At 61.3% G+C, this 17055-nt stretch carries 20 protein-coding genes; 13 read left to right on the top strand and 7 right to left on the bottom strand.

The annotated features are described in order from the left end of the window. Positions 1-17 precede the first annotated feature (17 nt). Genes EYD00_RS24675 through ubiT form a run of 4 tightly spaced genes read right to left on the bottom strand, consistent with a single transcriptional unit; the run spans position 18 to position 2825 of the window. The gene (locus EYD00_RS24675) at positions 18-401 is read right to left on the bottom strand and encodes a hypothetical protein (RefSeq protein ID WP_034499569.1); all 384 of its coding nucleotides are present in this window, start codon (positions 399-401) and stop codon (positions 18-20) included. Further along, entirely contained in the window at positions 398-1336 is a 939-nt protein-coding gene (ubiV, locus tag EYD00_RS24670; RefSeq protein WP_034499926.1) for a ubiquinone anaerobic biosynthesis protein UbiV, read from the bottom strand. Before ubiV ends, EYD00_RS24675 begins: the two co-directional genes overlap by 4 nt. Before the next feature lie 5 nt (positions 1337-1341). Next, positions 1342-2319 carry a ubiquinone anaerobic biosynthesis protein UbiU gene (gene ubiU, locus EYD00_RS24665; protein WP_022557556.1) on the bottom strand — a complete coding sequence of 326 codons (978 nt, stop codon included), beginning with the start codon at positions 2317-2319 and terminating at the stop codon, positions 1342-1344. Beyond that, positions 2310-2825 carry a ubiquinone anaerobic biosynthesis accessory factor UbiT gene (gene ubiT / locus EYD00_RS24660; protein WP_034499567.1) on the bottom strand — a complete coding sequence of 172 codons (516 nt, stop codon included), beginning with the start codon at positions 2823-2825 and terminating at the stop codon, positions 2310-2312. The genes ubiU and ubiT overlap by 10 nt, the downstream gene beginning before the upstream one ends. 150 nt (positions 2826-2975) lie before the next feature. Between ubiT and EYD00_RS24655 the strand changes: the two genes are divergently transcribed. From EYD00_RS24655 to EYD00_RS24645, 3 genes are read left to right on the top strand one after another with little or no spacing between them, the layout of a single operon-like run. Next, positions 2976-3326, top strand: coding sequence for a DUF488 domain-containing protein (locus EYD00_RS24655; protein WP_022557554.1), 351 nt, complete (start codon positions 2976-2978; stop codon positions 3324-3326). Positions 3327-3382: 56 nt separating this feature from the next. After that, complete coding sequence (locus EYD00_RS24650) at positions 3383-4897, top strand: UbiD family decarboxylase (protein ID WP_034499565.1); 1515 nt, start codon at positions 3383-3385, stop codon at positions 4895-4897. Continuing rightward, entirely contained in the window at positions 4894-5484 is a 591-nt protein-coding gene (locus EYD00_RS24645; RefSeq protein WP_034499564.1) for a UbiX family flavin prenyltransferase, read from the top strand. Before EYD00_RS24650 ends, EYD00_RS24645 begins: the two co-directional genes overlap by 4 nt. Before the next feature lie 4 nt (positions 5485-5488). On the opposite strand, the gene EYD00_RS24640 is transcribed toward EYD00_RS24645, so the two are convergent. Continuing rightward, complete coding sequence (locus EYD00_RS24640) at positions 5489-6166, bottom strand: NnrU family protein (protein ID WP_022557551.1); 678 nt, start codon at positions 6164-6166, stop codon at positions 5489-5491. Between the two features lie 12 nt (positions 6167-6178). Beyond that, positions 6179-6334: a hypothetical protein gene (locus tag EYD00_RS24635; RefSeq protein WP_022557550.1), complete on the bottom strand. Its 156-nt coding sequence runs from the start codon at positions 6332-6334 to the stop codon at positions 6179-6181. Positions 6335-6471: 137 nt separating this feature from the next. Here EYD00_RS24635 and EYD00_RS24630 point away from each other — a divergent pair, with 137 nt between their 5' ends. The 8 genes from EYD00_RS24630 to EYD00_RS24595 all read left to right on the top strand — a co-directional run bounded on the left by EYD00_RS24630 (position 6472) and on the right by EYD00_RS24595 (position 13198). Continuing rightward, positions 6472-7005 carry a cytochrome c oxidase subunit 3 gene (locus tag EYD00_RS24630; RefSeq protein WP_034499562.1) on the top strand — a complete coding sequence of 178 codons (534 nt, stop codon included), beginning with the start codon at positions 6472-6474 and terminating at the stop codon, positions 7003-7005. Between the two features lie 4 nt (positions 7006-7009). Then, positions 7010-7300, top strand: a complete 291-nt coding sequence (locus tag EYD00_RS24625; protein ID WP_034499560.1) for a hypothetical protein — start codon at positions 7010-7012, stop codon at positions 7298-7300. A 165-nt stretch (positions 7301-7465) separates the two neighbouring features. Beyond that, on the top strand, positions 7466-7918 hold the full coding sequence (locus EYD00_RS24620) for a c-type cytochrome (protein ID WP_022557547.1): 453 nt from the start codon (positions 7466-7468) through the stop codon (positions 7916-7918). Positions 7919-7942: 24 nt separating this feature from the next. Beyond that, positions 7943-9289, top strand: coding sequence for a nitric-oxide reductase large subunit (locus tag EYD00_RS24615; RefSeq protein ID WP_003585385.1), 1347 nt, complete (start codon positions 7943-7945; stop codon positions 9287-9289). A 64-nt stretch (positions 9290-9353) separates the two neighbouring features. Further along, positions 9354-10166 carry a CbbQ/NirQ/NorQ/GpvN family protein gene (locus EYD00_RS24610; RefSeq protein ID WP_022557546.1) on the top strand — a complete coding sequence of 271 codons (813 nt, stop codon included), beginning with the start codon at positions 9354-9356 and terminating at the stop codon, positions 10164-10166. A 72-nt stretch (positions 10167-10238) separates the two neighbouring features. Continuing rightward, positions 10239-12137, top strand: a complete 1899-nt coding sequence (locus EYD00_RS24605; protein WP_034499557.1) for a nitric oxide reductase activation protein NorD — start codon at positions 10239-10241, stop codon at positions 12135-12137. Between the two features lie 143 nt (positions 12138-12280). Beyond that, the gene (locus EYD00_RS24600; RefSeq protein ID WP_034499555.1) at positions 12281-12586 is read left to right on the top strand and encodes a DUF2249 domain-containing protein; all 306 of its coding nucleotides are present in this window, start codon (positions 12281-12283) and stop codon (positions 12584-12586) included. A 78-nt stretch (positions 12587-12664) separates the two neighbouring features. Beyond that, on the top strand, positions 12665-13198 hold the full coding sequence (locus tag EYD00_RS24595) for a DUF2249 domain-containing protein (protein ID WP_034499553.1): 534 nt from the start codon (positions 12665-12667) through the stop codon (positions 13196-13198). Positions 13199-13283: 85 nt separating this feature from the next. Here the strand turns inward: EYD00_RS24595 and EYD00_RS24590 are convergent, their stop codons facing one another. After that, on the bottom strand, positions 13284-14516 hold the full coding sequence (locus EYD00_RS24590) for an NnrS family protein (protein WP_034499551.1): 1233 nt from the start codon (positions 14514-14516) through the stop codon (positions 13284-13286). Between the two features lie 236 nt (positions 14517-14752). On the opposite strand from EYD00_RS24590, the gene nirK reads away from it, so the two are divergent. Together nirK and EYD00_RS24580 are read left to right on the top strand one after the other, a co-directional pair. Continuing rightward, positions 14753-15895, top strand: a complete 1143-nt coding sequence (gene nirK / locus EYD00_RS24585; RefSeq protein WP_034499549.1) for a copper-containing nitrite reductase — start codon at positions 14753-14755, stop codon at positions 15893-15895. 108 nt (positions 15896-16003) lie between these two features. After that, positions 16004-16921 carry an SUMF1/EgtB/PvdO family nonheme iron enzyme gene (locus EYD00_RS24580; protein ID WP_034499547.1) on the top strand — a complete coding sequence of 306 codons (918 nt, stop codon included), beginning with the start codon at positions 16004-16006 and terminating at the stop codon, positions 16919-16921. Positions 16922-17055: the final 134 nt, after the last annotated feature.

Genomic DNA, 17055 nt, shown 5'->3' with positions numbered 1-17055 from the left:
AGAGCCGAAAACAGGGATTATTCACCCTTCTCGAGTGAGAGCGCGTCCCGCAGGAGCCGCGAGCCCTCCTGAGCGGCGGCGGCGATATCGAGAAACATCAGGCTTGCGGTTTCAACCACGCCTTCATCCACCGTGTCGTCTTCGGCGAAATCGCAGAGCATCTCGGTAAGGAGCGCGATCTTGCGACGCTCCTCACGGGCGGCGGCAAGAAGCTTGACGATATTGCGCTGGCGCTCGAAATCCTCGAGTTCGCGCAGCGCCTCGTGCACCCTGTCGCGGCAGCTGCAATCAAGCGCGCTCTGCAAGACAATATCGCGCACCAGATGGATTGCCGCCGCGATATCCGCTCCGCCCGGTGCCGCTGCGGGCAGCTTTTGCTCGCTTTGCCCGTTCGTCGTCATGCATTCACCCCATGCGCCGTATTGCGGGCACGGGCGATCCAGGCCGCCCCTTCCTGCCCGTGGTGGAAACCATTGGAAAAGGGCACGTCCGGGTAGATTTGCCCGAGACGTGCAAGACCGTCTTCCGCCTCCCGCCTGCCGGCCAGAACGTCGTGATGGATTTGCGCCACCGCAACCATGTCGCAGTCCTGCGGCGACAGCCGGAAGCGGGAAATGCCGGCGGCGGCTAGGTCCTGCAATTCGCCAAGCAGCGACTGGCAGGTATGCGACACCGTCTGTACGCCGTTCAGCGCCAGAAACGACTGCCGGTCAAGCGTGCGTACTGGCAATCCATCCGGATCGTCGCCGCAGACGAACTGGCAATTATCCTTGATATTGCCCTTGGCGCGGGCATGGGCGCAGCGCGCCGAAATGGCGAGCGGCAGGCGGCCGAAGGCGAAGATCTCAAAGTCCACATCAGGCGTCTGCGCCACGATGCGCTCCACCGAGGTCATCGGCAGTTCCGGCGGCAGGCAGATGGCGCTCGCGCCGCGAGACGACAGCAACCGCGCGGTCGCGGCATTATAGACATTCACCATCGGCCCGACGACATGCGGGGTGCCGTGCAGCATGCCGAGCGCGGAAAGATCGTTCGCCTCGACCGGATAGGGACTGTCGGCGATCAGACTGCGCAGGTGGCGGCTTTCCCGCTCCAGCGTCACCAGCGAAAGCGTCGAGAGGATCACCTGTTTTCCGGCACTCTCCAGCCGCTCGATCACCTCTGCCAGATGCGGCTCGGTGAAATGAAACCGTTTGGAGCAGACGGTTTCACCGAGATAAACATGGCTGACGGGCGCTTCATCGGCGATGCGGAAATAGAAATCGCGCCATTTCTCCCCCTGCCAGAGATAGAGGACCGGGCCGAGCGCCAATGTGGTTTTTGCGGGTTTTGCCATCGCCGTCATCTCCAGCGTTTCTCATAAGCGCCGACGGTGGTGCGCTGGCCTTCGCTTAGGAGCCGCAGGCGCGAGAGCAGCCGTCCCCGTTCTTCGGCGCTAGCGGCCAGCGCCCGGTGCAGGGTGGAAACCACTTCCGCCACATAGGCCTTGCCGCGCTGGCGGCCCTCGATCTTCAGTGCGCTGACGCCCGCCTCGCGCAAGGCATCGATCTGGTCCATCACATCAAGCGACACCGGATCCTCAAAGGCATAGGACCTGTCATCGGCGATCTCGAAACGGCCCTTGCACAGCGTGGGGTAACCCGCCGCCTCGCCGGCCGGAAAACGGTTGATGGTGTAATCGCCAAGTTCCGACACCAGCGCCTGCCCGTCCTGCCGGTAGCGGACGTGGCTTGCCGGCGAACAGACGCCGTTCATGTTGGGTGACTTGCCTGTGGCGTAAGACGACAGCGAGCAGCGCCCCTCCGCCATGACGCAGAGACCGCCGAACACGAAAATTTCGATCTCGCAGCGGATTTGCCGCGCCAACCGGGCGATGTCGGGGATAGTCAGGGTGCGCGGTAGCACCACGCGTTTCGCGCCGAAGGCATCGACGAGGAAATTCACCGCATCCGCATTGGAGGCGGAGGCCTGCACGGAGACGTGGATACGCTGCTGCGGATGATGTTCCGCCACATGCGCCATCAGGCCGAAATCGGCAAGGATAAGTGCGTCCGCCCCCGCCTTCACGGCATCGGCCGCGCCGCGATACCAGATATCCTCATTGCCAGCACGCATGAAGGTGTTGAGCGCCACGAAGGTCTGTACACCGCGCTTTTTTGCGTAAACGATGGCCTCGGCAAGTTCCTCGCGGGAAAAATTAAGGCCGGGGAAATTGCGGGCATTGGTTTCATCGCTAAAACCGCAATAGACCGCATCCGCCCCGGCATCCACGGCCTCGCGGAAGGCGGCAGGCGTTCCTGCAGGACAGATCAGTTCCATGCCTCGCCTCCCCGCGTTTCGGATAGAACATGGCCGCGCAGGCGGTTCGCAAGGCCCGTTACCATTGGCGCGAAAGGTCCAGCAAATGCACCGAGATCGCGCGGCAGATCGATGCCGCTGTCATCGAGCGCATTGCGCAGCGCCAGCATCGCCTCCATGTCGCCGGTGACGCTGAGATCACGCGAAAAGAACAGCGCATCGGCATCCTGCCGCCCCTCCATCAGCGCAAGCAGCATGAAAAGCGGTCCCTCGACCGCCGCATCCGCCTTGGCCAAGCGAGCCTTGCGGCTGACGGTGATGGCGGGACCTGCCGGCTCGACCATGAAGGCGAAGGGGAGATCGACGGGCAGAAAGGCGTAGCGCTTGCCACGATGTTCACCGAGCCGGACGAACATATACGGATGCCGCTTCATGATCTGTGCCAGCATCGCCGCCGTCGCTCGCTGCAACACGGCAAGGGGTAGGAAATTCAGGGGGCGGGCGATGGCGGCGGGAAAAGATCTCATGAAAGGTCCTGTCGGCTCAGTTGCGGGCGGCAACCTAACCGCAGCGCGCGGGGTGGCGGTTTGAGCGAACGCAAAGACAGGGAAATTTTCGGGTGCGCCTTCACAAAAGCCGCTATAATTCATTCACTTGCCAAGCGACGGAGGCCGCCCGTGTCCGATTTAAGGGTCAAACGGATTTACGAACCCGCCAGCGACGATGACGGCGCGCGCATTCTGGTGGACCGGCTCTGGCCGCGCGGCATGAGCAAGGACAACGCAAAGCTCTCCCTGTGGATGAAGGACATCGCTCCCAGCAACGAATTGCGCAAAAACTTCTCCCATATACCGTCTCGCTTTGAGGAATTTACCCGGCATTATCATAAGGAACTCTCGGCCAATCCCGATGCCGTGGCGCACATGAAGGAGCTGATGGCGAAAGGCCGGGTCACGCTGCTTTATGCCGCCCATGATATCGAACATAACCACGCCCTGGTTCTCGCCGACTATCTTCGTTCGCATTGAAGCCGCATTTGCGGCAGCGCAAGGACATGCCGCACTGCCATCGGCAAACAGGCGGCATGAGAGACGAGAAAACAGAAACTAAACCCGCCCACGCAGCCGATCTGCGCAGTTTCGCCCGGTTGCTGGAAGAACGCGGGCAGCTGCGGCGAATTCGCCAGCCGGTCTCGCTGTTGCACGAAATCACCGAAATCCACCGCCGCGTGCTCGCCGATGGCGGGCCGGCGCTGCTTTTCGAGCAACCCGTCGACCATGAGGCAAAGGTGCGGGACATGCCGCTGCTTGCCAATCTTTTCGGCACGCGGCAACGTATCGAGTGGGGGCTGGGGCTTGAGACCGGCGGCCTGCCCGCACTTGGACAAAAGCTCGCCGAATTACGCGAGCCGCGACCACCGAAATCCATGGCCGAGGCATGGGGTAAGCTGCATTTGCTGAAAGCCGCACTTTCGATGCGGACACGCAACGTCTCACGCGCGCCGGTGCAGGAAAGGGTGCTGACGGGCGATGCTGTCGACCTCGCCCGCCTGCCGGTGCAATGGTGCTGGCCGGGCGAACCGGCCCCGCTCGTCACCTGGCCGCTGGTCATCACCCGTTCGCCTGACGATCCCGATGATATCAATGTCGGCATCTATCGCATGCAGGTGCTGGGCCCGGACAGGGTGATTATACGCTGGCTGGCGCATCGCGGCGGCGCGCATCACCACCGGCTGTGGCGAGCGCGCGGGCTGGATATGCCCGTTACCGTCGCCATCGGTGCCGATCCCGCCACCATTCTCGCCGCCGTCATGCCGCTTCCCGACCATATCAGCGAGCTTGGCTTCTCCGGCCTGCTGCGCGGCTCGAAAAGCCGCATTGCCAGAGCCTTGACCGTGCCGATGCCGGTGCCCGCCAATGCCGAAATCGTACTGGAAGGGACCGTCTCAGTAACGGAAAAGGCACTCGAAGGTCCCTATGGCGACCATACCGGCTATTATAATTCGGTCGAATCCTTCCCGGTCATGACGCTCTCGGCAATCACCATGCGCCGCGATCCGATCTATCTTTCCACCTATACCGGCCGGCCGCCGGATGAGCCTTCGGTTCTCGGCGAAGCCATGCTCGACATTTTCCTGCCGCTCGTGAAAAAGCAGTTTGCGGAAATTGTCGATCTGTGGATGCCGCCGGACGCCTGTTCCTACCGCGTCATGGTCGCTTCCATCGACAAGCGTTATCCCGGTCAGGCAAAGCGGGTGATGATGGGCCTCTGGTCGATGCTGCCGCAGTTCAGCTATGTGAAGCTCATCATTCTGGTCGATCCCGACATTGATGTGCGCAACTGGGCAGATGTCGTCTGGGCGCTCTCAACCCGTTTCGACGCCTCGCGCGATACGATGATCATAAACGATACGCCTATCGATTATCTCGACTTCGCCTCGCCGAAACCCGGGCTCGGCGGCAAGATGGGCCTGGACGCCACCCGCAAGCTGCCGCCGGAAACGGAGCGCGAATGGGGCCGTGTGCTGTCGATGACGCCTGACGTGATCGCGAAAGTGGATCTGATGTGGCGTGATCTTGGCCTAGGAGAACGGCCATGACCCCGTGCCGCGTCGTGGTTGGCGTCACCGGCGCCTCGGGTGCCGGCATTTCGTTGCGGATCGTCGAGCGCCTCGCCGCGATGGAAAGCGTCGAAATCCATCTCGTCCTGTCGCAATCCGCCAAGCGTACCGTGCTGCATGAGGAAGGTGCGCAAGCCATGGGGCGCATGTTGTCGCTCGCCAGCGTCAACCACGCCGTCGATGATATCGGCGCGGCAATTGCCAGCGGCTCCTTTCCGACCAAAGGCATGATCGTTGCGCCCTGCTCCATGCGCACACTTACGGCCATTGCAACCGGGTTTTCGGACAATCTTCTCACCCGCGCCGCCGATGTGCATCTGAAGGAACGCCGGAAACTTGTGCTGATGACGCGCGAGACGCCGCTGCATCTCATCCATCTGCGCAACATGTGTACGGTGACGGAGGCAGGTGCGATCGTCATGCCGCCGGTGCCGGCCTTTTACAACCGGCCGCAACGCGTCTTCGATATTGTCGATCAGCTCGCCGCCCGCGCCATCGATCAGCTCGGTATCGCGCCCGCGCCGCAGGCGCCGATATGGCGGCCGCATAAGGTGAAGGCGCGCTGAACGATCAGAGATAGGCCATGGGGTCCGCGCCGAAAAGCATGACATGGCCGCCGGCCAGCAGCCACCACACCGTCAATCCTGTCAGCGCCGCGGCGAGCAGCATCGGCCCGTCCACGGCAAGGCGCGTTTTGCCGGAAAGCATTGCTGCGAAAGGGATCGTTGCATTTTTAGCAGCCGCCGCGCTCCATGCATTACCCAGTCTTTTCCGCGCGCGTTTTTCCGTCATGGCCATCCCGCCAAGCGAAAACAGTGCAAAGCCGCCGAACAGGATGACGGAGCGCAGATCGCCATTCGGAACGACATGCCCCAACGACCAGAACAGAAAGCCGACGAGTACCGGGTGCCGCGTGATGCGCACGATTGCCCCAGGTATATCTCCCTGCCGCACGGAAATGGAAAGCGGATTGACGCTGAGGAGGCCGGCCAGCACGAAAAACAGGCCAATTGGAGCAGCGAGAAACGTGACATGCGCCTGCCAAGGCGCGACATCCCAAAGCGGAATATAATCGACCGACAGCGCGGCATAAAATACCCAGCCCAGCGTCAGAAGCGAGACGACGGAATAACTCCCGAAATAGGCGGGCCTGCCGATAGCCGCAATCAGCCGGCCGCGCACGGCAGGTACGGCGGGAATGGAATGCAGCGCCACGAAAAGCGAAAGAGCGGCGACAAGTTCAAGCATGTGACTGCTTTCTTACTGGTTCAGGAACAGCACCGAAGCAATGGCCACGGAGGCAAGCACGGCGGAAACCGCACCCATGCGCTGCAACACACCCATACGGTACAACAGCACCGCAAAGCCAACGATAATAGGGGTTGCGACAATCAGCCCGACCTGCGCGTCGTTCATGGGAAGCTCCATTTTCCAGAGTTGCGCTTTGTCATGACAATAGGACTTTGCACGCTCCCTTCTTTGACCGACCGCAAAGAAGCGGGGTTTGAGGACGCCTAAGCGTGGCTTGCTGTTTTACCATTACGGACAAGACCATGGCGATCAATACGGAAGAGGAAAGCGGAAACCTGCTTTTGTGGATTCTGGTCTGGAGCGAACTTGCCGCTTTCGGCGCGCTGACCGGCGCCTTCATCATTGCCTTCACCCTCAATCCCGATGCATTTGCCGCCGCGCGCCAGCATCTGCAGCCACAACTTGCCGGCCTCAATACGCTGATTTTGGCGGCGAGCGGCTGGCAGGCGGCCGTTGCGGCCAGTCGCCCCACCGCGCTGGCGGGCAGAAGGCGGGCGCTCGCGCTTGCCGGCCTGCTGGGCTTCGTTTTCGTCGGCGTAAAACTCTATGAATACTCCACCGAAATCGCATTCGCCTCCGATCCCGCCTATGGCGCTTTCTTCGAGCTCTATTTTCTGCTCACCGGCTTCCATCTGCTGCATGTCGTCTTCGTGGCCGTGCTGCTGTTTCTCGTCGCAGTCTTCCCGAAAAACGAGAACGTCACGCTGGTGACGACGCTGTGGCATGTCATCGATCTCGTCTGGATCGTCATTTTTCCCGTTATTTATCTGGTTTGACATCATGATCCACCGCACCTCCCACCAGCTTGCAAGAAGTTTTGCAGCACTCGCCATTCTCGTTCTCGCCGGTACGGCCGTCGTGACATCGTGGAAAGCGGCGCTTCTGCCACCGGTCGCCGCCGCTTGCCTGATGCTGCTTTTCGCGCTCCTAAAATCCAGACGCGTCATCGACGACTTTCTCGGCTTTCGCGAAGAGCGTGGCCTGCTGCGCACAGCACTTCTGGCATGGCCGGCCATCTTTGCCGCCGCAGCCCTGCTGCGGGCGCTCCTGCAGGGCATTTTGTCGCTCTGAAAAGGCGGACCACATCACCTCTGCACTTGTTTGCCAAATGGCAAAGAACGCCGGCGGCCAGCGGCTAGAAAGGGGCGAGACCCGAAGCTGCCGGCAAATTCCGGCAAGAGGGTTCGATCAAGCCAGTCCGCATAAGCGGTCTTCCGGATGGAAAGGACCATTGGCATGGCAGAACGCCTGACCAAAACAGGAGCGCGAAACGTCTTTTACGGCGGCTCCATCTTCTTCTTCGCCATATTCGTCGGGCTGACCGCCCATAGCCATTATTACATGCGCACCACCTCGACGGATGAAAGCACGCTGACCGAAAGCGTCGCACGCGGCAAACATGTGTGGGAGAAAAATTCCTGCATCAACTGTCACACGCTGCTCGGCGAAGGCGCCTATTTCGCGCCCGAACTCGGCAATGTCTGGAAGCGCTATGGCGGCGTGGACGACAAGGATGCGGCGCGCGATTCCATCAAGGCCTGGATGGCAGCCCAGCCCACCGGCATCGAGGGCCGGCGCCAGATGCCGCAATTCAATCTCACCGAACAGGAACTGGATGATCTCGTCGACTTCCTCGAATGGACGAGCCGGATCAAGACGCAGAACTGGCCGCCGAACGATGCGGGCTGAGGCTGACGGCAAGGAGATGACGAGATGAAATACCAGACGCAAAAAGTCGCCATGCTGTATTTTTACGGCGCAATCGGGTTGTTCGTGGCGCAGATCCTGTTCGGCGTCGTCGCCGCGACGATCTACGTGCTTCCCAATACGCTTTCAGAGCTTCTGCCCTTCAACATCGTGCGCATGATCCACACCAATGCGCTGGTCGTGTGGCTGTTGATGGGCTTCATGGGCTCGACCTTCTACCTGCTGCCGGAAGAGACGGAAACGGAGCTTTACAGCCCCAAGCTCGCCATCGCGCAGTTCTGGATCTTTCTGGTGGCCGCAGCCGTTGCCGTGGTCGGATATATGTTCCGTATCCACGAAGGCCGCGAGTTCCTCGAACAGCCCTTTGCGATCAAGGTCGGCATCGTGCTTGTCGTCCTGATGTTCCTGTTCAACATCACCATGACAGCGCTGAAGGGCCGCAAAACCACCGTCATCAACATCCTGCTCTTCGGACTCTGGGGTCTGGCGATCTTCTTCCTCTTCGCCTTCTACAACCCCATGAACCTGGCGCTCGACAAGATGTACTGGTGGTACGTCATCCATCTGTGGGTGGAAGGCGTGTGGGAACTGATCATGGCGTCAATCCTCGCCTTCCTGATGATCAAGCTCAACGGCATCGACCGCGAAGTGGTGGAAAAATGGCTCTATGTCATCGTCGGCCTTGCCCTCTTTTCGGGCATTCTCGGCACCGGCCACCATTATTACTGGATCGGCGCGCCAGGTTACTGGCAGTGGATCGGTTCGCTGTTCTCGACGCTGGAAGTGGCCCCCTTCTTCACCATGGTCATCTTCACCTTCGTTATGACCTGGAAGGCCGGCCGCAAGCATGAGAACCGCGCAGCGCTTCTGTGGTCGATCGGCTGCTCGGTCATGGCCTTCTTCGGCGCCGGCGTCTGGGGTTTCCTGCACACGTTGTCTTCAGTGAACTATTACAGCCACGGCACGCAGCTTACCGCCGCGCATGGCCACCTCGCCTTCTTCGGCGCCTATGTGATGCTGAACCTTGCGATGATGGCCTACGCCATCCCCGAAATGAAGAAACGCGCGCCCTACAACCAGTGGCTTTCGATGACGAGCTTCTGGGTGATGTGCACGGCCATGTCGGTCATGACCTTCGCGCTGACCTTTGCCGGCGTGGTGCAGATCCAGCTTCAGCGCGTCATGGGCGAAAGCTTCATGGATGTGCAGGACCAGCTGGCGATCTTCTACTGGATCCGTCTCGGCTCCGGTTTCGCGGTTCTCATTTCGGCGGTCATGTTCATCTGGGCAGTCCTGGTGCCGGGCAAGCAGAAACAGGGCGACGTCGCCCGCCTCGTGCAGCCCGCCGAATGAGAAACGGACCGGCTCTCCTTTTCCCCCGGAGAGCCGGTCCTTACCACCAACCATGGAGATGACCATGAATACGATTTTCCGCCCCCCGCCGCAGCCTTTGCCGGACACGCCGTTCTATACACCGCTTGGCAATGAATGCACGCTGTTCGAAAGCGCCTGGGTGCGGCAATTGCCGCTGCTGCTGAAAGGCCCGACAGGTTGCGGCAAGACCCGTTTCGTCAGCCATATGGCGGCGAAACTCGGCCTGCCGCTTTCGACCGTTTCATGTCACGACGATCTTGCCGCCGCCGATCTGACCGGTCGTTACCTGCTGAAAGGCGGTGAAACCGTGTGGATGGACGGCCCGCTGACACGATCCGTGCGTCAGGGCGGCATATGTTACCTCGACGAGATTGTGGAAGCGCGCAAGGATGTGGCCGTTGTGCTGCATCCGCTCACCGACGACCGTCGTATCCTGCCGCTGGAGCGCACCGGCGAGGTGCTGGAAGCGCCCTCGGGTTTCATGCTCGTCGTATCCTACAATCCCGGCTACCAGAACCTGCTGAAAAGCCTGAAACCCAGCACCCGCCAGCGCTTCGTCGCCATTGAATTCGATTTTTTGCCGAAGGAGCAGGAGATTGCCGTCGTTTCGCATGAAAGCGGGCTCGATGCGCGCGACGTCGAGCCGCTCGTCGATCTCGCCCACCGGTTGCGCGGCCTGAAAGGTCACGATCTGGAAGAAGGCGTCTCCACCCGCCTGCTCGTTTATTGCGCCAGCCTCATCGATACCGGCCTTCCCGCCCGTCAGGCCGTGCGCGCGGCGATGATCGAGCCGCTGACCGACGAGCCTGACGTGAAGGCCGCGCTGCATGAAGTCGCGGATGCGATCATTCGATAGGGCGCATTTTTATCCGTATCGGAATGCGCGGCGAGGCCCTCGCATTCCGGCCTGATGCCATGAGGATAAACCATGCTGGACTTTCTGGAACTGGAAGAAACCGTCGGCCGCGCCTGGCACAGGCTGATCGGCGATACCGGTACATGGTTGCGCTTTCCGGATCACGCCGTGAAGCTGGAAGATATGCAGGCCGTGCTGGCCATTTGTTTCCGCGGTTTTGGCGGTGAACACGCGGTGCAGATCGCTCCCGCCCGCGCGCGCACTTCCAGCCACCGGTTGAGGCTGCGCCAGCGCATGGGCCTTGGCGAAGAGAAGCTCGCCCAACCCGGACGCGATCATGCCACGCTGATGCTGCCGCCGATGCTCGATCTGTTTCCCGACCGGTGCCTCAACCGCGATCTTTATCTCTGGCTCGCCGCCGCCATGGCGATGATGCCGCTTAAACCGGTCGTGGCTGCCGATCCGCTGCGCAACGATCTTGCCCGGCTCGACCGCGCCGCGGAGCTGGCCAAGACCGTAACCCGTACTTTTCCCGGCATGAAGACCCGCTATCGCCGGCTATGCGCCGCCATGCTCGCGGTGCGGCAAAAGCGGCCACTGCCGCAGGCCGAACAGCAGGTGGAACAACGGGTGCTTTCCATGCTGGCCGATGCGGCAGGGATCGAGGGACATGAGCCACCCGCCGGCTTTCTGGCCAAAGCGCCGCCACGCTACCTGCCGATGCTGCCGGTGCCGCTGTGGCCGGATACGCTGCTGCGCGAGACATCCGAAGCCCGGCAGGGCAAGGACCAGCCGGCAACGAGCGCCGCGCCGCAGGGGGCGGAGACCGCCCGCCATATCGCCGTGCGCGAAAAAACTGAGAACCGCCAGACCGAACGCAGCCCCTTCATCCTCAATCGTTTCGAAAAAATCCTCGCCATGGCGGAGATGGTCAATGTCGACCGCCCCGTTGACGACAGCGACGATGCCGACGGCAGCGCAGCCGACGAGCTGGATGATATGACGCTGGGCGAGAGAAAGGGACGGCCTTCCGCCCGCTTCCGCTTCGATCTGGACCTGCCGCCCGAAGCGCTGAACCACACCGCGCTGACGGCAGAGCTCACCTATCCCGAATGGGATTATCGCAGCGGTACCTATCTCTCCGATCATTGCCGGGTGATCGCCGGTCCGGCGAAGGACGCCAAGACGGCACCGGAACCCGACCCGGACACCAAAAGCCTCATCCGCCGGGTCAGGCGGCAATTCGAGGTGCTGCGGCCACGCCACGAGATGCTGCGCGCCCAGCTTGACGGAAATGATCTCGATCTTGACGCGGTGGTGCGCGCCAGAAGCGATATCACCGCCGGCGGACAGGGCAGCGACCGCATTCATATTGCCAGTCGCCCGCAGGCGCATGATCTCGCCGTAACGATCCTCGTCGATGTGTCCTTGTCCACCGATGCCTGGTTCGACAATCGCCGGGTTCTCGATGTGGAAAAGGAAGCCCTGCTGGTGCTGGCGCACGGGCTTTCCGCCTGTGGTGACAGTCACTCCATCCTGACCTTCACCTCCCGCCGCCGTTCCTGGGTGCGGGTGGAAACGGTGAAGGATTTCGAGGAGCCAATGGGCCACGCTGTCGAGCGGCGCATTGCGGCGCTGAAGCCCGGCTTCTATACCCGCATCGGCCCCGCCATCCGCCACGCCAGCGCCAAGCTGCATGAGAGGCCGGAGCGCCGCAAGCTGCTTCTGCTGCTGACAGACGGGAAACCGAACGATGTCGACCACTATGAAGGCCGCTTCGCCATCGAGGACAGCCGTCGTGCGGTTTCCGAGGCGCGGCGCTCGGGCGTCAGTGTCTTCGGCGTGACCGTCGACAGCAAGGCGCAATCCTATATTCCGGCCATGTTCGGCCAGAACGGTTATGCCATCGTCAACAGGATCGCCAAGCTTCCATCGGCGCTGCCGGCAATCTATCGCAGCCTTGCCGGCTGATTGTCGCGCAGACGGACCTGACGAATCTCAGGTTTGTTTGCGCGGCGACAATGTCTCCCAACCGCACGGCGGATAGGTTTTTCCAGTCCGCCGGCCGGCCGCACCGCCGGGCATCATTCCATCCGCGGCCGTGGAGCCAGCCTATGTCCGAAGCTCATACCGCAACCAATATCGATGTGCGCATCATTCCGCATCGCGAACGTCATCCGCGCATTTTCGGTGCGCTCGGCGCGTTGACCGAGGGGCAATCGCTACAGATCACCAGCGATCACGATCCCCGTCCGCTGCTTTACCAGCTGGCCACCAATTTCCCTGGCCAGTTCGGCTGGGAATATCTCGAACAGGGTCCGGACGTCTGGCGCCTCGATATCGGCCGCCTGGAAGAACAGGCCGAAGGTTCGGAAGACGATATCTCCGGCTGCGAATGCTGCTGCGGATCCGAACATTGAGCCCAGCGCCTGCGGCATGGTGAAAATTCCTCTGGCGGACGGCCCCTGCCGCCGCCAGCCGACAGATGAGGTGATGCAATGACGGAAATGATCAGGGAACTCGATGTCCGGCCGCTTTTGCTGAGCGGCGGCGAGCCTTTTCCGGCCATCATGGAAGCCGTGGCAGGGCTTGCGCCCGGTGAGGCGCTGCGATTATACGCCACCTTCCGGCCCAGTCCACTGTTCAAGGTGATGGCCGAACGCGGTTTCAACCATCAGGTTCGGGAAATCGGCGGCGGCGACTGGGAGGTGCTGTTCACGCCGCGATCCAGTGAAGCCGAGCAGATTTCCGTGTCGCCCGCGCTTGCGGGCAACGCGGAGGAGCCGCAGATATGGCCCGACCCGGTCGTCTATCTCGATCTGAGCGATGAGGCGACCGAGGGTCAAACGACCCGTACGCTTGCCACACTTGACAGTCTTCCCCTAGGTTCCGTGATCTTCTTGCTGATGCCGCAGGAACCGACCTTCCTCTACCCGGAGCTACTGGCCCGGGGTCATCAATGGGCCGGAAATTTCGACGAGGCGCGCACGGCGTTTCGCATCTTCATCCGCGCCGGTGCCGGCGCGCATTAAACCAGAAGTCAAACTCCCGGAAAACGAAACGCCCCTGAAATTGCTTCCGGGGCGTTTTGTTTTGGCGGTATGGCAAGCAGGCCTTCTAGGCTTTGAGCGGTTTGCGCTCGCGCATCAGGATCGGCCCGTACTCGAAGCAGAACAGACCGAAACCCACGATCCAGAGAAGCGCCGAGCAGGCGTAGAGACGCATCATCGCGCCGGGGAAGAACTCGGCTGCCGGCCTCAGCAGTGCGCAGGCGATCAGCGCCACATAAGCGGCAATAGTAACTTTGCTAGCCGCGAGCTTTCGTCCGGTATGGCCGAGACTCGCTCTGGTCATCACCGCAAGCATCATGCAGCCGATGACGCCGACGGTGAAGACATGCAGGACCGAGCGTGTATCCATGACATCGAGAGCCGCCAGCGCGATGGCGATGAAACCGGCGGGGATGAAGGCATAGGCCGCATGCAGCACCACCAGCACCTGGTCCGGCCATGTCGTCCAGCCGCGCCAGCGGATGAGCCGCATCGCATGCATGAAAGCCGCCAGAAGCGCCGTTATCACGGCCAGCATGCTCTCGGGTTCCATTGTCCAGGTGGCCAGCGCCGCAATGCCGGTGAGGATGGCGGCGGTGTCGAAGCCGTTATAGGGCACAGGAAAATCCGTGCGGCCGAAACGGTTCAGCCAGTTGCGAGTGAAACTCGGCACGATCCGGCCGCCGACGATAATGACGAGCACGGTGTAGGCTGAGACGGCAAGACGGGTCGCCGTCTGGCTCAGGTCGCCTTCAATCGCCGCCAAATGGAAAACGATATTGGCAATGGAAAGCGCCAATAGCCCACCCAGCACTTTGAGGTCCTTCCACTTGCGCCCTGCAATGACCTCGCGCGCGCAGATCGTGAGAAGTGCCGGCAGGAAAAGTCCGTCAACGGTTGCGGCGGTGACCACACCTACCTTGCCTGGCACCAGCAGCAAGATCCGGCCCGCGCACCACAGCGCAAACAGCCAGACCAGCGGTTTGCCCGATACGGGCAGCCGCCCCGTCCAGTTGGGCACAGCCGTCAAGAGAAAGCCGGCCAGCACCGCTGAAGCGAAACCGAACAGCATCTCATGGGCATGCCAGTTCGGCGCGCCATAATCTCCGCCAAGGTCGATGAAGCCGGAAAGTGCTGCTATCCACAACACCATCGCCACGATGGCCCAGAGGGCGCCACCGAGAAAAAACGGCCGGAAGCCGTAGGAGAAGATAACCGGGCCGCTGCGTGCCAGCCCCCTTGGAATGCCGCCCTTTGGCCGGCTACGTCCTTTGGTGGGAACGGGTTGGCTGCCACTCATTATAATGCTCCTTGCTTGGTCTTGACATATGTCTAGACCCAAGCCCGTCAGGCTTCTTTGCGAACGGGCAAAGAGGCGGTGCTACCCGTCCGCATGAAGCCGTAACCGCCTGCCAAAATGTCGCAGGTGGCCCGACGCGCAGTTTGCTCCATCTCAAATTGTATTTTCGTACCTCCACTACAAATGCTGGGACAGAGCGAAGCATGCTCTGCCCCAAGAGGGACAGGAGAAATATGATGACGGAAACCTTCCACATCACACGGCGTAATATTCTCGCAGGCGCGGCATTTGCAGGGGCTATAGCTCCGGTCATCATGCCATCGACAGCGAGCGCGGCAGAGGAAAAAAAGGCTGCGGCCAAGCCATTGACGAACGCGGAGATTGGAGTACTGCCTCGCGTAAAAGTTGATCTCGTCAAGCCGCCCTTCGTGCATGCTCACACGCAGAAAGCCGAAGGCGGACCGAAGATCGTCGAGTTCACGCTCACGATCAAAGAGCAGAAGATGATCCTCGACGACAAGGGCACCGAGGTCCACGCCATGACCTTCAACGGTTCGGTTCCCGGGCCTCTGATGGTGGTGCACCAGGACGACTATGTCGAACTGACCCTCATCAACCCCGATACCAATGAGCTACAGCACAATATCGATTTCCACTCGGCCACCGGCGCGCTCGGCGGCGGCGGGCTCACCATCGTCAACCCCGGTGAAAAGGCGATCCTGCGCTTCAAGGCCACCAAGGCCGGCGTCTTCGTCTATCACTGCGCACCTCCCGGCATGGTGCCGTGGCACGTCACCTCGGGCATGAATGGCGCGATCATGGTACTGCCGCGTGAGGGCCTGACGGACGGCCACGGCAAGGAGCTCGTTTATGACAAGATCTATTATGTCGGCGAGCAGGACTTCTACATCCCGCGCGACGAGAACGGCAATTTCAAAAAATATGAAAGCGCCGGCGACGCCATGGCCGACACGCTGGAGGTGATGCGCAAGCTGACACCGAGTCACATCGTCTTCAACGGTGCGGTTGGCGCGCTAACGGGAGAACACGCCCTTCAGGCCGCCGTGGGTGAAAAAGTGCTGATCGTGCATTCGCAGGCGAACCGTGATACCCGCCCGCACCTTATCGGCGGCCATGGCGATTATGTCTGGGCAACGGGTAAATTCCGCAATCCGCCGGATATCGACCAGGAAACATGGTTCATCCCCGGCGGCACGGCAGGCGCGGCCTTCTATACCTTCGAGCAGCCCGGCATCTACGCCTATGTCAATCACAACCTTATCGAAGCCTTCGAACTGGGCGCGGCCGCCCATTTCAAGGTGACGGGCGAGTGGAATAACAGCTTGATGCAGGCGGTGCTCGCCCCGTCGAGCATCTGACACAAGCGGAAGCGCGCCCGTCGACAGCCGCGGGCGCGCTCAAGGTTCTGCTCTCCGCGCCTGAACGCAGGCCCGACTTTGGCGTCTTCTCGACGCAGGCAGGTTCCCATGGGCATTTCCGGCAACAGCCACTTCCCAAAAGCCGTCCCGCTTCTTCTCCCGCTCTCGATTGCAACGCTGCTGGCAACCGCCATCGGTTTCCAATCCGGGATCATCCGCAGCGGCATTGATGACCGCGCCGCCGTGATGGCTCCACAGGTCGTTACAGTGCCTGCAGGGCTTTTCACATACCGGGCGGAGGGCGAATATTTCCGCAATGGCTATGCCGTCGATGGCCCGGTGGTCGACGTAGTGATGCGGCAAAATCTGACGATCATGAAATATCAGGTATCGAGCGGCGATTATGCGCGCTGCGTAGCGGAAGGCGGCTGTCAGCAGCCGGAACCCGGCTTTGCCGCTCCCGTCGGCGGCGAGATACCGGCAACCGGAATCAGCCAGGATGACGCCCGCGCTTATGCGACGTGGCTGAGTGAGCGGACAGGCGAGGTCTGGCGCCTGCCGAGCGACGCTGAACTGGCTTTTGCCGCCGGGTCGCATTTTCCGGATGAGACGCTGGGTGTCGGCGCGGACAGCGAAAACCCGGCCTTGCGTTGGCTGGCCGATTACGAGCGGCAGACCAGCCGTAAAGCCTCGGACAACCCGGTTCCGCAATCCTATGGCAGCTTTGGCGAAAACGAATATGGCCTTGCCGATTTCGGGGGCAACGTCTGGGAATGGACATCGAGCTGCAGCCACCGCGTGACGCTCGGCAAGGATGGTGAGGCGATCGATAGCGTTGCCTCCTGCGGTATCCCGGTCGCGTCGGGAAAACACCGGGCGGCCATGAGTGCCTTCGTCAAAAACCCGAAGAGCGGAGGCTGCGCTGTCGGAGTACCGCCTGACAATCTCGGCTTCCGGCTGGTGAAGGATACGCGCTGGTATGCTCCGCTTGTCGAAAAGCTCCGGGCAGCCGGTCGGGCTACGTGATAGTCGTCACTTAACATCCAGTTGATTTATATCATTTGTTCTTCTTCGCCCGATGGGTAGAGCTGTGTCGTTGAGAATACAGAACGCTCGCATCATGTTTCTCCTGGCAGGGAGCGCGCGGTGCCAGTTAACCG

The sequence above is a fragment of the Agrobacterium sp. 33MFTa1.1 genome (genome assembly GCF_004328495.1).
GTDB classification, from domain to species: domain Bacteria; phylum Pseudomonadota; class Alphaproteobacteria; order Rhizobiales; family Rhizobiaceae; genus Agrobacterium; species Agrobacterium pusense.
This window is presented reverse-complemented; position numbering and strand designations above follow the sequence as displayed.

What these genes read in the sequence shown, in the direction of transcription:
- EYD00_RS24675 (WP_034499569.1), bottom strand. Translation starts at nt 401, where the DNA reads ATGACGACGAACGGGCAAAGCGAGCAAAAGCTGCCCGCAGCGGCACCG.
- ubiV (WP_034499926.1), bottom strand. Translation starts at nt 1,336, where the DNA reads ATGGCAAAACCCGCAAAAACCACATTGGCGCTCGGCCCGGTCCTCTAT.
- ubiU (WP_022557556.1), bottom strand. Translation starts at nt 2,319, where the DNA reads ATGGAACTGATCTGTCCTGCAGGAACGCCTGCCGCCTTCCGCGAGGCC.
- ubiT (WP_034499567.1), bottom strand. Translation starts at nt 2,825, where the DNA reads ATGAGATCTTTTCCCGCCGCCATCGCCCGCCCCCTGAATTTCCTACCC.
- EYD00_RS24650 (WP_034499565.1), top strand. Translation starts at nt 3,383, where the DNA reads ATGAGAGACGAGAAAACAGAAACTAAACCCGCCCACGCAGCCGATCTG.
- EYD00_RS24645 (WP_034499564.1), top strand. Translation starts at nt 4,894, where the DNA reads ATGACCCCGTGCCGCGTCGTGGTTGGCGTCACCGGCGCCTCGGGTGCC.
- EYD00_RS24640 (WP_022557551.1), bottom strand. Translation starts at nt 6,166, where the DNA reads ATGCTTGAACTTGTCGCCGCTCTTTCGCTTTTCGTGGCGCTGCATTCC.
- EYD00_RS24635 (WP_022557550.1), bottom strand. Translation starts at nt 6,334, where the DNA reads ATGAACGACGCGCAGGTCGGGCTGATTGTCGCAACCCCTATTATCGTT.
- EYD00_RS24630 (WP_034499562.1), top strand. Translation starts at nt 6,472, where the DNA reads ATGGCGATCAATACGGAAGAGGAAAGCGGAAACCTGCTTTTGTGGATT.
- EYD00_RS24625 (WP_034499560.1), top strand. Translation starts at nt 7,010, where the DNA reads ATGATCCACCGCACCTCCCACCAGCTTGCAAGAAGTTTTGCAGCACTC.
- EYD00_RS24620 (WP_022557547.1), top strand. Translation starts at nt 7,466, where the DNA reads ATGGCAGAACGCCTGACCAAAACAGGAGCGCGAAACGTCTTTTACGGC.
- EYD00_RS24615 (WP_003585385.1), top strand. Translation starts at nt 7,943, where the DNA reads ATGAAATACCAGACGCAAAAAGTCGCCATGCTGTATTTTTACGGCGCA.
- EYD00_RS24610 (WP_022557546.1), top strand. Translation starts at nt 9,354, where the DNA reads ATGAATACGATTTTCCGCCCCCCGCCGCAGCCTTTGCCGGACACGCCG.
- EYD00_RS24605 (WP_034499557.1), top strand. Translation starts at nt 10,239, where the DNA reads ATGCTGGACTTTCTGGAACTGGAAGAAACCGTCGGCCGCGCCTGGCAC.
- EYD00_RS24600 (WP_034499555.1), top strand. Translation starts at nt 12,281, where the DNA reads ATGTCCGAAGCTCATACCGCAACCAATATCGATGTGCGCATCATTCCG.
- EYD00_RS24595 (WP_034499553.1), top strand. Translation starts at nt 12,665, where the DNA reads ATGACGGAAATGATCAGGGAACTCGATGTCCGGCCGCTTTTGCTGAGC.
- EYD00_RS24590 (WP_034499551.1), bottom strand. Translation starts at nt 14,516, where the DNA reads ATGAGTGGCAGCCAACCCGTTCCCACCAAAGGACGTAGCCGGCCAAAG.
- nirK (WP_034499549.1), top strand. Translation starts at nt 14,753, where the DNA reads ATGACGGAAACCTTCCACATCACACGGCGTAATATTCTCGCAGGCGCG.
- EYD00_RS24580 (WP_034499547.1), top strand. Translation starts at nt 16,004, where the DNA reads ATGGGCATTTCCGGCAACAGCCACTTCCCAAAAGCCGTCCCGCTTCTT.